15 protein-coding genes are annotated in these 10,838 nt (G+C 67.5%); 11 read left to right on the top strand and 4 right to left on the bottom strand.

The window, feature by feature from the left end; translation table 11 throughout:
- The 4 genes from VNJ47_02610 to gspG form a co-directional block, all read right to left on the bottom strand.
- A partial coding sequence (locus tag VNJ47_02610) for a prepilin-type N-terminal cleavage/methylation domain-containing protein (protein ID HXG27725.1) occupies positions 1-92 on the bottom strand: 92 nt, incomplete at its 3' end.
- A complete protein-coding gene (gene gspI, locus VNJ47_02605) occupies positions 92-475 on the bottom strand; it encodes a type II secretion system minor pseudopilin GspI (protein ID HXG27724.1) in 384 nt (127 codons plus the stop codon). The genes gspI and VNJ47_02610, both read right to left, overlap by 1 nt.
- Entirely contained in the window at positions 472-1,044 is a 573-nt protein-coding gene (gene gspH, locus VNJ47_02600) for a type II secretion system minor pseudopilin GspH (protein HXG27723.1), read from the bottom strand. Before gspH ends, gspI begins: the two co-directional genes overlap by 4 nt.
- The gene (gspG, locus tag VNJ47_02595) at positions 1,034-1,501 is read right to left on the bottom strand and encodes a type II secretion system major pseudopilin GspG (protein ID HXG27722.1); all 468 of its coding nucleotides are present in this window, start codon (positions 1,499-1,501) and stop codon (positions 1,034-1,036) included. Before gspG ends, gspH begins: the two co-directional genes overlap by 11 nt.
- A gap of 37 nt (positions 1,502-1,538) precedes the next feature.
- Between gspG and rrtA the strand changes: the two genes are divergently transcribed.
- The 11 genes from rrtA to VNJ47_02540 all read left to right on the top strand — a co-directional run bounded on the left by rrtA (position 1,539) and on the right by VNJ47_02540 (position 10,758).
- Entirely contained in the window at positions 1,539-2,153 is a 615-nt protein-coding gene (gene rrtA / locus VNJ47_02590) for a rhombosortase (protein ID HXG27721.1), read from the top strand.
- A 4-nt stretch (positions 2,154-2,157) separates the two neighbouring features.
- A complete protein-coding gene (gene fabD / locus VNJ47_02585; GenBank protein ID HXG27720.1) occupies positions 2,158-3,096 on the top strand; it encodes an ACP S-malonyltransferase in 939 nt (312 codons plus the stop codon).
- 2 nt (positions 3,097-3,098) lie between these two features.
- Positions 3,099-3,839, top strand: coding sequence for a 3-oxoacyl-ACP reductase FabG (gene fabG / locus VNJ47_02580; GenBank protein ID HXG27719.1), 741 nt, complete (start codon positions 3,099-3,101; stop codon positions 3,837-3,839).
- 128 nt (positions 3,840-3,967) lie between these two features.
- Complete coding sequence (gene acpP, locus VNJ47_02575) at positions 3,968-4,207, top strand: acyl carrier protein (GenBank protein ID HXG27718.1); 240 nt, start codon at positions 3,968-3,970, stop codon at positions 4,205-4,207.
- Between the two features lie 80 nt (positions 4,208-4,287).
- On the top strand, positions 4,288-5,532 hold the full coding sequence (gene fabF, locus VNJ47_02570) for a beta-ketoacyl-ACP synthase II (GenBank protein HXG27717.1): 1,245 nt from the start codon (positions 4,288-4,290) through the stop codon (positions 5,530-5,532).
- 35 nt (positions 5,533-5,567) lie between these two features.
- Positions 5,568-6,923 carry an aminodeoxychorismate synthase component I gene (locus VNJ47_02565; GenBank protein HXG27716.1) on the top strand — a complete coding sequence of 452 codons (1,356 nt, stop codon included), beginning with the start codon at positions 5,568-5,570 and terminating at the stop codon, positions 6,921-6,923.
- The gene (gene pabC / locus VNJ47_02560) at positions 6,920-7,747 is read left to right on the top strand and encodes an aminodeoxychorismate lyase (GenBank protein ID HXG27715.1); all 828 of its coding nucleotides are present in this window, start codon (positions 6,920-6,922) and stop codon (positions 7,745-7,747) included. The genes VNJ47_02565 and pabC overlap by 4 nt, the downstream gene beginning before the upstream one ends.
- Entirely contained in the window at positions 7,729-8,763 is a 1,035-nt protein-coding gene (mltG, locus tag VNJ47_02555) for an endolytic transglycosylase MltG (protein ID HXG27714.1), read from the top strand. The genes pabC and mltG overlap by 19 nt, the downstream gene beginning before the upstream one ends.
- Positions 8,760-9,401 (top strand): dTMP kinase, encoded by a 642-nt coding sequence (gene tmk / locus VNJ47_02550; GenBank protein ID HXG27713.1) that lies wholly within the window; start codon positions 8,760-8,762, stop codon positions 9,399-9,401. The genes mltG and tmk overlap by 4 nt, the downstream gene beginning before the upstream one ends.
- Positions 9,398-10,393, top strand: coding sequence for a DNA polymerase III subunit delta' C-terminal domain-containing protein (locus tag VNJ47_02545; protein ID HXG27712.1), 996 nt, complete (start codon positions 9,398-9,400; stop codon positions 10,391-10,393). The genes tmk and VNJ47_02545 overlap by 4 nt, the downstream gene beginning before the upstream one ends.
- Positions 10,390-10,758, top strand: a complete 369-nt coding sequence (locus VNJ47_02540; protein ID HXG27711.1) for a PilZ domain-containing protein — start codon at positions 10,390-10,392, stop codon at positions 10,756-10,758. The genes VNJ47_02545 and VNJ47_02540 overlap by 4 nt, the downstream gene beginning before the upstream one ends.
- Positions 10,759-10,838 lie beyond the last annotated feature (80 nt).

Below are 10,838 nucleotides of genomic sequence, written 5' to 3'. Positions count from 1 at the left end.
GACAGCCCGCCGTAGGCCATCAAGGCCATCACCGCAAAGATGGCGATCGCCGCCAGCAGCTCGACCAGAGTGAATCCGCGTGTCGGCCGCATCATGGCGCGAGTGGTCTGGCGGTCAAGAAACCGCTGAGCATGACCAGCTGGCCACCGCTGCGCGTGGGCGCGTCCACGTAGACGTCCACACGCCGCACCTTGTCGTCCGGTGTTTTCTGCACCTCCATGCGCCAGCGCCATTCGCGGCCGGCCATTTCTTCGGTGCCGTCGCTCTTGCCCAGCTCCGGCCAGGTCGGTGCCAAGTGCAGCTCGACCAACTTGTTGCGCGCCACCCAGCTGGCGATGGCTTTGTCACGCAGGTAGGCGGCATTGGCGGCATACTGGCTGGCGCCGGCAATGGCCGCGCCCAGCGCCAGCGCCAGCACGGCGACGGCCGCGAGCACTTCGATCAGCGTGAAGCCGCGCTGCCGACGGTCCTTCAAGACGCCTCGCCTCCGATCCGCTCGAGTTCGATCTGGCCGGTGATGCGGCCCTCGGCCCGGTAGCGCACCGGCAGCCGTGCGACGCTCAGCTCGAGCACGAAGGGAGTCAGTTCGCCGCTGGACAGCAGCAGGATCTGCGGTTGCACGCGCTTGTGCTGCTTGTCGCCATCCTCTTCGGCATCCGCTGGCAGCGGAAGCTGCGCCTCCTCGCCGCCGGCGTTCACCAGCCGCAGGTTCAGGCCTTCGGGCAGCACGCGTTCACGCAGCGGTCCTTCTTCGTAGGGCTGCCAGCGGTTCTGCTCGAGGCGGTAGAAAGCGTAGCCGTCGTTGGCAACCAGCAGGCCGATCTCCTGGCCCTGAACGACGGCTTCGTCGGCGGCGAGTCGCAGCAGGGCGTCCAGGCGCTCGGCCTCGGTCGCGAGCCGCTCCTCGATCGCCCGCGAACTCAGGGACAGGCTGGCGAAGCTCACGGTGATGGCGATGATCACCACCACCGCCAGGATTTCCAGGAAGGTGAAGCCCCGCTGCCGCGGGGGTAGGGCACGGGGCCGCGAAGCGCTAGCCGTCAAGGTTCCAATTGCCGATGTCGGCGTTGACGCCTTCGCCGCCGGGCCGGTTGTCGGCGCCGAAAGTGAAGATATCGATCTCGCCATGCACGCCAGGGTTCAGGTACTGGTAGTTGTTGCCCCAGGGATCTTTCGGCAAGCGGTCCACATAGCCGCCCGGCTTCCAGTTTTTTGCCGGTGGCTCGCCGCTGGGCTGCGTGACGAGCGCCTCGAGACCCTGTTCGGTGCTGGGGTAAGTGTAGTTGTCGAGGCGGTAGAGGTTCAGCGCGCTCTCGAGCACGCGGATGTCCTGCTTGGCTTTGACCACGCGCGCCGTGTCCGGACGGTCCATCACGCGCGGCGCCACGATCGCCACCAGGATGCCGATGATCACCACCACCACCATGATCTCGATCAGGGTGAAGCCCGGCGCGACGGCTCGGGGGTGACGATGCTTGTCGCCGGCATGCGGCTTGTTCATGATCTCTTCCGGAGAAAACAATACGTTAGACAAAACCATGATAGCAGAATGGCGCGCGCGCTCCAGCGCGGGCTGGCGCTTCGCCGCGCTGGCGAGCCTGCTGGTGCTCCTCTTGCAGGCCGGCGGTCCGGAGCTGCGCCTGCTGCTGCAATATGAGCGTGCCGGTTTGCAGGCGGGTGAAGGATATCGCCTGGTCACGGGCCACTGGGTGCATCTCGACTGGGCGCACGCGCTGCTGAACGTCGCCGGGCTCTGGCTGTTGGCGGTGCTGGACACGGGCCGCACCGGGCTGCGGTGGCAAGCGCTGCGCTGCCTGCTGCTGTGCCTTGCCGTCAGCGTGGCGCTGTACGCCTGCAACCCCGAAGTGGACTGGTACGTGGGTCTGTCGGGCATGCTGCATGGTCTGTTCGTGATCGCGCTCGTGCAGGCCTTGCGCCAGAGAACCGACCCGGTCGCGGCCCTGGTCCTGGCCCTGCTGATAGGCAAACTGGCATGGGAGCATTATCATGGCGCGCTCACGCAAGGCCTGCTGCAGCCACCGGTGATCGTCGCGGCACACAGCTACGGCGCGCTGGCGGGTGTTGGTTACGCGGCGCTCGCGACTGTCGTGGCGCGCGCGCGCCGCGGCCAGGCCCACAACCCAAGGGACTAGGTTCATGCGTTTTGCACTGCTGTTTCCCGGACAGGGCTCGCAGTCGGTCGGCATGCTCGGCGCACTGGCGGCACGGCATGCCGTGGTGCGCGAAACCTTTGCCGAGGCCTCGGCGGCGCTGTCCTACGACCTGTGGCAGCTGGTGAGCGAAGGCCCGGCGGACATGCTCGACCGCACCGAACACACCCAGCCCGCACTGCTGGCTGCCGGCGTGGCGGTGTGGCGCACCTGGCGCGCGCTCGGCGGGCCTGAACCGGATGCGATGGCCGGGCACAGCCTCGGCGAATACACCGCGCTGGTCTGCGCCAGTGCGCTGTCGTTCGCCGATGCCCTGCGCCTGGTGGAGCGCCGCGGTCAGTTGATGCAGGCGGCGGTGCCCGCCGGCAGCGGCGCGATGGCTGCCATCGTCGGCCTGGATGACGAGCAGGTGCGCGCGGTCTGCGCCGAGAGCGCGCAGGGCGAGGTGGTGGAGGCGGTGAATTTCAATGCGCCCGGACAGGTCGTAGTGGCCGGCCACCACACGGCGGTGGAGCGCGCGGCGACGCTGGCCAAGGCGCGTGGCGCCAAGCTGACCAAGGTCCTGCCGGTCAGCGTGCCTTCGCACTGCAGCCTGATGCGGCCCGCGGCCGAGCAGCTGGCCCAGGATTTGCAGGCCGTGGCCGTCCAGCCGCCAGCCATTCCGGTGCTGCACAATCTGGATGCCACGCCGCGCAGCCGGCCTGAGGACATCCGCGCCGCGCTGGTGGCGCAGCTGCACAGCCCGGTGCAGTGGGTGAAGACCATCCAGGCCCTGCGTGCGCAGGGCGCCGCCGCATTGCTCGAATGCGGCCCGGGCAGGGTCCTGACCGGATTGACCAAGCGCATCGACAAGGCCGCGAACGGCGAATGTCTGCAGGACCCGCAGACGCTGGAAGCCGGCCTGGCGCTGGTGAGGGGGAGCTGAACATGTTGCAGAACGACGTGGCGCTGGTGACCGGCGCCTCCCGCGGCATCGGCCGCGCCATCGCCCTGGCACTGGGACAGCAGGGTGCCCGAGTGATCGGTACCGCCACCCGTGAAGACGGCGCGGCTGCCATCACGCAGACACTGCAGGCCGCAGGCATCGCCGGCTGCGGCATGACGCTGGACGTCCGGGACGCGAGCGCGATCGAGGCCGTGGTCGCGGCGGCGGAAAAGCAGTTCGGTGCGCCCACCATCCTGGTCAACAACGCCGCCGTCACGCGCGACAACCTGCTCATGCGCATGAAGGACGAGGAGTGGCAGGAAATCCTGGACACCAACCTCAGCGCCGTTTACCGGATGTCCAAGGCCGTGGTACGCGGCATGATGAAGGCGCGCCGCGGCCGCATCATCAACATCAGCTCGGTGGTCGGCCTGACCGGTAACCCGGGACAGGCGAACTACGCCGCTGCCAAGGCCGGCCTGCTGGGCTTCAGCAAGTCGCTGGCACGCGAGATCGGCTCACGCAACATCACGGTCAACGTCGTGGCCCCGGGATTCATCGACACCGACATGACCCGCGACTTGCCCGCCGAAACCCGGGAAGCTCTGCTCAGGCAGATCGCCCTGGGCCGGCTGGGCGCGCCGGAGGATGTGGCGGCAGCAGTAGTGTTTCTGGCGTCGCCGGCCGCGGCATACATTACCGGCGAAACACTGAACGTGAACGGCGGCCTGTACATGCCTTAGCCGAAGTGCCCGAAGGATGCAAGTGTTTGATTGTGCAGACCCTGCGGTGTGGTAGCCTCGAGCCGGAGTTTTCACTACAATTGCGCGCGGCGTAGCTGTAGCCAATACCTGAATAGGGAGAAACACAAATGAGCAGCGTGGAAGAACGGGTCAAGAAAGTCATTGCCGAGCAGCTGAGCCCCGACGATCCGTCCAAGGTGACGGCCGAAGCCTCGTTCGTCGATGACCTGGGCGCCGACTCCCTGGACACGGTGGAGCTGGTCATGGCCCTCGAGGAGGAGTTCGAGATCGACATCCCCGACGAGGAAGCCGAGAAGATCGTCACCGTGCAGGACGCCATCGACTACATCAAGGCGCACGTTTCCTGACGCGCCTGACGCCCGGCCGTCCTGGGCGGGCGGTTTAACTGCTGGCCAGATCAGAAAGTTCAAGAGGGGTGGGGGTTCCGTTGGCGCGTAGACGGGTCGTCATCACCGGCCTGGGGCTGGTGTCTCCGGTAGGATCCACGGTCAAGGAAGGCTGGGAGAACATCCTCGCGGGACGCAGTGGCATCGTGCCGATCACCGGCTTCGACGTCAGCACCTTCCCGACCAAGTTCGCCGGCCTGGTGAGCGGCTTCAAGGCCGACGACTACCTCAGTCCCAAGGACCAGCGGCGCTTCGACACTTTCATCGTCTACGGTGCCGCCGGCGCCATGCAGGCGATGAAGGATGCCGGCATCGAGGTCACGGAGCAGAATGCCGAGCGCATTGCGGTGTGCGTCGGCTCCGGCATCGGCGGGATCGGCACCATCTACGACAACTGCATCGCACTGCATGAGGCCAAGAGCCCGAAGAAGGTTTCGCCATTCTTCGTACCGGCCGGCATCGTCAATATGGTGTCGGGATTCATCTCCATCCACCTGGGCATCAAAGGGCCGAACTTCTCGCCGGTCAGCGCCTGCACCACGTCCGCGCACAGCATCGGCCTGGGTGCGCGCATGATCGCCTACGGGGAGGCCGATATCGCCATCACCGGCGGCGCCGAGGCGGCGGCCAACCCGATCGGGCTGGCCGGATTCTGTGCCGCCCGTGCGCTGTCCACGCGCAACGACGATCCGCAGGCCGCCAGCCGCCCCTGGGACAAGGATCGCGACGGCTTCGTGCTGGGCGATGGTGCCGGCATCCTGATCCTCGAAGAGTACGAACACGCCCGGAAGCGCGGCGCCACCATTTACGCGGAACTGGCGGGTTTCGGCATGAGCGGCGATGCCTTCCACATCACCCTGCCGTCGGAGGGCGGGGAGGGTGCGGCGCGCTGCATGAACAACGCTCTGCGCGACGCCGGCCTCAATCCCGGTGACGTGCAATACATCAACGCGCATGGCACTTCGACCCTGGCCGGTGACGTGGCCGAGACCCAGGCGGTCAAGCGCAGTTTCGGCGACCATGCAAGCAAGCTCGCGATCAGCTCGACCAAGTCCATGACCGGCCACTTGTTGGGCGCAGCGGGCGGCATCGAAGCGATCTTTTCGGTGCTGGCGATCCGCGACCAGGTCGCACCGCCGACCATCAACCTGCACGCGCCGAGCCCGGACTGCGATCTGGACTATGTGCCGAACGAGGCGCGGCCGATGAAGATCGATGTCGCCATGTCCAACTCCTTCGGCTTCGGCGGCACCAACGGTACGCTGATCTTCCGCCGCTTGAGTTGAAGCCCGCCGTTCCCGCTGCCATGCCCGGCGCGCGGGTGGAATCCCTTCCGGAGCCCATCGACCTGCTGGCGCTGCATGCGCGCCATCCCGATCGCTATCCTGCGCTGCTGGAAAGCGCCGCCGGACCGGCCGTCGCCACTGGCGCGACCAGCCGTTACGACCTGTTGTTCGCGGGCAATGGCGAGGGCCTGGCTCTGCATGCCGACGGCCGCCTGCACGGCGACGGCTTCGCGCCCGAGGGCGACGACTTCCTGGCCAACCTCGATCGCTGGTTCGGCCAGCTGCCCGCGCAGGCGGCCGGTGAACTGCCGTTCCAGGGGGGCTGGCTGTTGTTCCTCGGCTACGAGCTGGCTGCACAGATCGAACCGATGCTGCAGCTGCCGGCCGCGCCGCCAGGGCTGCCGGTGGCGCTGGCGCTGCGCTGTCCAGCCGCGATCGTGCACGACCGCGTGCAACGCCGGAGCCTGCTGATCGGAGAGCCTGGCCACGAACCGCTGCTGGCACGCATCCGCGCCGACATCGCAACGCTCGCCCCCCTTAGCGGCATCCCGGCAGCGGTAGCGGGCACGGTCGAGGAAGATCCGCCGGAGCGCTTCCTGCAGGCGGTCGAACGCATCCGCGAGTATGTGCGCGCCGGCGATGTGTTCCAGGTCAATCTCTCGCGGCGCTGGCAGGTCGAACTGTCGCGGCCTACGCCGGTCGCGGAGCTGTACCGGCGCCTGCGTGCGGTCAACCCGGCGCCGTTCGCGGGGCTCCTGCAGTGGCAGGGCAGCGCACTGCTGTCTTCTTCCCCGGAACGCCTGGTCCGGCGGCAGGGTGTACGGGTCGAGACGCGGCCGATTGCCGGGACGCACCCGCGCCTGGAGAATGCGGCCAATGACCGCGAACAGGCGGCGCGGCTGCTGCGTCACCCCAAGGAGCGTGCCGAGCACGTCATGCTGCTGGACCTGGAGCGCAACGACCTGGGGCGCATCTGCGTACCGGGCAGTGTCAACGTCAGCGAATTCATGACGATCGAGACCTACGCGCACGTGCATCACATCGTCTCCAACGTGCAGGGGCACTTGCGGACGGGGATCGGGCCGGGCGGTATCCTCCGCGCCGTGTTCCCGGGCGGTACGATCACCGGTGCGCCCAAGGTGCGCTGCATGCAGATCATTGCGGAGCTGGAGGGCGAGGGGCGCGGTGCCTACACCGGCTCCCTGGGCTATCTCGACCGCAGCGGCGCGATGGACCTGAACATCCTGATCCGCAGTCTGGTGCTGAATGGGCGGCGAGCGTCGTTCCGCACCGGCGCCGGCATCGTGGCAGACTCCGACCCGCCGCGCGAGCTCGAGGAAACGCGTGCCAAGGCGCGCGGACTGCTGCACCTGTTCGAGGCAGTGCCATGAACGGACTGTTGCGCGTGCGCGTGAACGGCGTCGAGAACGGCGCGCTGCCCGCGACCGACCGTGGCCTGCAGTACGGCGACGGCGTGTTCCGCACGATGCGTGTGGAGGCCGGCACGCCCCAGGAATGGTCGCGCCAGTATGCGCACCTGTGTGCCGATGCCGGACGCCTCGGCCTAGCCGCACCGCCGCAACTCGAAGATCAGGTGCGGCAGTTCTGTGCGGGGGTGCGTTACGCCGTGCTGAAAATCATCCTGACGCGCGGTGCCGCCGGCCGCGGGTATGCGGCTGCGGGCGGAGAGGGCAGCGTGATCCTGCTGCTGTATGCGCCGCCTGCGCATCCGCCATCCCACTGGCGCGACGGTGTGCGCGTGCGCTGGTGCGATACCCGATTGGCGCCGAATCCGCGCCTGGCCGGGATCAAGCACCTGAACCGCCTCGAGCAGGTTCTGGCGCGCGCTGAATGGAGCGACCTCGCGATCGCCGAAGGCCTGATGCGGGATGCCGATGGGCGTGTCATCGAGGGCGTGGCCAGCAACCTGTTCATCGTGCGCGGCGGCGAGTTGCTGACACCGGATCTCGCGCGCTGCGGGATTGCCGGGGTCGCCCGCGAGATGATTCTGGAGGCGGCGCCCGCGTACACTAGCGCGGTGCACATCCGAGACCTGACCCCGGACGAACTGCTGGCCGCCGACGAATGCTTCGTCTGCAATTCCGTGGTCGGCATCTGGCCGGTGAGCACACTCGACGAGCGGCGCTGGCCCGTGGGCCCGGTGACCCGCAGGCTGCAAGCGCTTTTCGGTGACGCATGGCCGCCCGCCGCGTGATCCGCCGCGCACTGTGGGTCTACGGCAGCTTGCTGGCGGTGTTCGCCGGGATTGTGGCCGGCGCCGTGGCCTGGGATCTGCTGCGCTTCCTGAACAGCCCGCTGCCGGTGACCGAGCCACGGCTGCTCCGGGTCGAGCCGGGCAGCAATTTCCACAGCCTCGGGCGGCAGTGGGTGAACGAGGGCTTGATCCGCTGGCCGCATCATGCGCGCTACCTGCGGCTCTATGCCCGGCTCAGCGGCAAAGCAACCCGACTGAAGGCCGGCGAGTACCAGATCCGGCCCGGTGTCAGTCCACGCCAGCTGGTCGATGACCTGGTTTCGGGTCGCGCCTACCAGTACAGCTTGACCATCATCGAGGGCTGGACCTTCCAGCAGATGATGCAGGCCGTGGCGGCGGCGCCAACGCTTCGTCCCACGTTGCCGGACCACTCGGCCGAGGCCGTGATGCGCGCGCTGGGCCGTCCGGGCGAGCATCCGGAGGGCCGCTTCTTTCCCGATACCTATCACTTCCCCGGCGGCACCACCGACGTGGACTTCCTGCGCCGCGCCTACGACACGATGGCCAGGGTCCTGGAGCAGGAGTGGCAGGGCCGGGCGCCGGACCTGCCGCTGAACAGCCCCTATGAAGCGCTGATCCTGGCCTCGATCATCGAGAAGGAAACCGGCCAGCCGCAGGAGCGCGCCGAGATCGCCGGCGTGTTCGTACGGCGCCTCAGGCTCGGCATGCTGCTGCAGACCGACCCCACCGTGATCTATGGCATGGGCAGCGCGTACGACGGCAACATCCGGCTGACGGACCTCAAGCGCGACACGCCCTACAACACCTATACCCGTGCCGGCCTGACGCCGACGCCCATCTGCCTGCCCGGACGCGAGGCCATCCATGCCGCGCTGCATCCCGCGCCCGGCGACAGCCTGTACTTCGTCGCGCGCGGCGACGGCAGCCATCACTTCTCGTCCAGCCTGGAAGAGCACAACGAGGCAGTGAGAAAATTCCAGCTGAAACAACCATGAAGCGCGGAAAGTTCATCACGCTCGAAGGTATCGAGGGCGCCGGCAAGAGCACCCAGGCGGGCTATATCGCGGACTGCCTGCGCGCGGCCGGCCATGCCGTCGAGCAGACCCGCGAGCCGGGCGGCACGCCGCTGGCGGAGGCCATCCGTGGGTTACTGCTGGACGAGCGCTCGCGTGACATGCCGGAAACGGCCGAGCTCTTGCTGATGTTCGCGGCGCGCGCCGCCCACTTGGCGCAACGCATCCGGCCGGCGCTGGCACGGGGTGCCTGGGTGGTTTGCGACCGTTTTACCGACGCCAGCTATGCCTACCAGTCGGCCGGCCGCGGGCTGCCGGAACGGCAGGTCGCGACCCTGGAAAGAATCGTGCAAGGCCGCTTGCGTCCCGACCTGGTGCTGGTTTTCGACCTGCCGGTGGCGGATGGCCTGCGCCGCGCGCGGGGGCGCGGCGACGGCAACCGCTTCGAGAACGAAGAGCTCGCGTTCTTCGAGCGGGTACGACAGTGCTACCTGGCGCGCGCCGCGTGTGATCCGCTGCGCTACGCGGTGCTGGATGCCAGCCAGCCACCGGCCGCGGTCCAGCAGCAGATCCGGCGGGCGCTCGCCAGACTCGGATTGCCGGAGCGAGCAGGAATATGAGCCACCCGGCACTTTTGCCCTGGCAACAGCGGCAGTGGCAGGCCGTGTCGGCTGCCTTAGCGCAGCAGAAGCTCGCGCATGCCTTGCTGCTGGTGGGGCCACGGGGCGCGGGCAAGCGGCATTTCGCGGCACTGCTCGCGCAAGCGCTGCTGTGCAGCGCGCGCACTGCGGACGGCATGCCCTGTGGCCATTGCCAGGCCTGCATGCTGATGTGCGCCGGCACGCATCCCGACCTTTTCCGGCTCGAGAAAGAGGAGGGGAGCAAGGTCCTCAAGGTGGACGACCTGCGCGAGTTCAACCGCCGCGTGTTCCTGACCCCGCAGCTGGGTAACGGGCTCGTCGGGATCATCGATCCCGTCGACAGCCTCAACCGCAGTTCGGCGAACGCGCTGTTGAAAAGCCTCGAGGAGCCTCCGATCGGTGCCCGCATCCTGCTGGTCGGCGAGCGCTGGATGAGTTTGCCGGCCACGTTGCGCAGCCGTTGCCTGATCCTGCGCTTCACGCTGCCCTCGACCGAAGCAGCCGCGGATGCCCTGGGGCAGGCGGACGCACGGCATGGCCACCTGCTCGAAGCCGTACGAACGCGCTTCTGCCCCGACACGCCGGCCTGGGCCGAGTGGGCCGCTTCCCTGGTTGCGCTGTGCGGTGGGCAGGAGGATCCGGTGATTCTGGCCGAGCGCTGGAGCAGGTCGTTGAGCGAGCGCCTGCCGGAGCTGTTGGACTGGATGCAGGGCTGCGCTCTCGACGTCATGAAGATCCAGGCCGGAGCCGCGGCTCGCCTGACCGGCCAGCGTGCTGCGTCAGCGCAGCTGCGTGCGCTCGCCGCCAGCCTGCCGCCCCAGGCCGTGCCGGAGCTCACGCAGCTGACCCTGGACACGCGGCGCCTGCTGGATACCCAGGCCAAACCTCAGATGCTGCTTGAGAATCTGCTGGCAAGCTGGTATCAAAGCTCGAAGTCGAAGCGCGCGGCGCACAGAGGGCAGCCACGATGAGCACACCGCCGGGTTCCGCAGGCACGGGTGGCTCCGCACCCGGAATCCTGACACTCAACATCAAGGACAAGAGTGCCCTTTACGTCGCTTACATGCCGTTCGTGAAGAATGGTGGGTTGTTCATCCCAACCAACAAGAACTACAAGCTGGGCGACGAGGTGTTTTTGCTGCTGGCACTCATGGACGGCGAGCGCTTGCCGGTGGCCGGTAAAGTGATCTGGATCACGCCGCAGGGCGCGCAGGGCAAGCGGGTGCAGGGCATCGGCATCCAGTTCAACGCCCAGGATGGCGGACAGACGCAGAAAAAGATCGAGGCGATCCTGGCTGGCTCACTGGGCTCGGACCGAGTGACACACACCATGTAATGGCGTTAGCGGATATCTTATTTAACATAATATACATTATGCGAAATATTTGCATTCCAAGAAATCGCTTCGCAAGCCGC

The sequence above is a fragment of the Nevskiales bacterium genome (genome assembly GCA_035574475.1).
Classification (GTDB): Bacteria; Pseudomonadota; Gammaproteobacteria; order Nevskiales; family DATLYR01; genus DATLYR01.
This window is presented reverse-complemented; position numbering and strand designations above follow the sequence as displayed.

Bases quoted from the DNA above. Each gene is read 5' to 3' on its own strand.
- fabG (HXG27719.1), top strand. From the start codon at position 3,099: ATGTTGCAGAACGACGTGGCGCTGGTGACCGGCGCCTCCCGCGGCATC.
- pabC (HXG27715.1), top strand. From the start codon at position 6,920: ATGAACGGACTGTTGCGCGTGCGCGTGAACGGCGTCGAGAACGGCGCG.
- tmk (HXG27713.1), top strand. From the start codon at position 8,760: ATGAAGCGCGGAAAGTTCATCACGCTCGAAGGTATCGAGGGCGCCGGC.
- gspG (HXG27722.1), bottom strand. From the start codon at position 1,501: ATGAACAAGCCGCATGCCGGCGACAAGCATCGTCACCCCCGAGCCGTC.
- fabD (HXG27720.1), top strand. From the start codon at position 2,158: ATGCGTTTTGCACTGCTGTTTCCCGGACAGGGCTCGCAGTCGGTCGGC.
- rrtA (HXG27721.1), top strand. From the start codon at position 1,539: ATGATAGCAGAATGGCGCGCGCGCTCCAGCGCGGGCTGGCGCTTCGCC.
- VNJ47_02545 (HXG27712.1), top strand. From the start codon at position 9,398: ATGAGCCACCCGGCACTTTTGCCCTGGCAACAGCGGCAGTGGCAGGCC.
- VNJ47_02540 (HXG27711.1), top strand. From the start codon at position 10,390: ATGAGCACACCGCCGGGTTCCGCAGGCACGGGTGGCTCCGCACCCGGA.
- mltG (HXG27714.1), top strand. From the start codon at position 7,729: ATGGCCGCCCGCCGCGTGATCCGCCGCGCACTGTGGGTCTACGGCAGC.
- acpP (HXG27718.1), top strand. From the start codon at position 3,968: ATGAGCAGCGTGGAAGAACGGGTCAAGAAAGTCATTGCCGAGCAGCTG.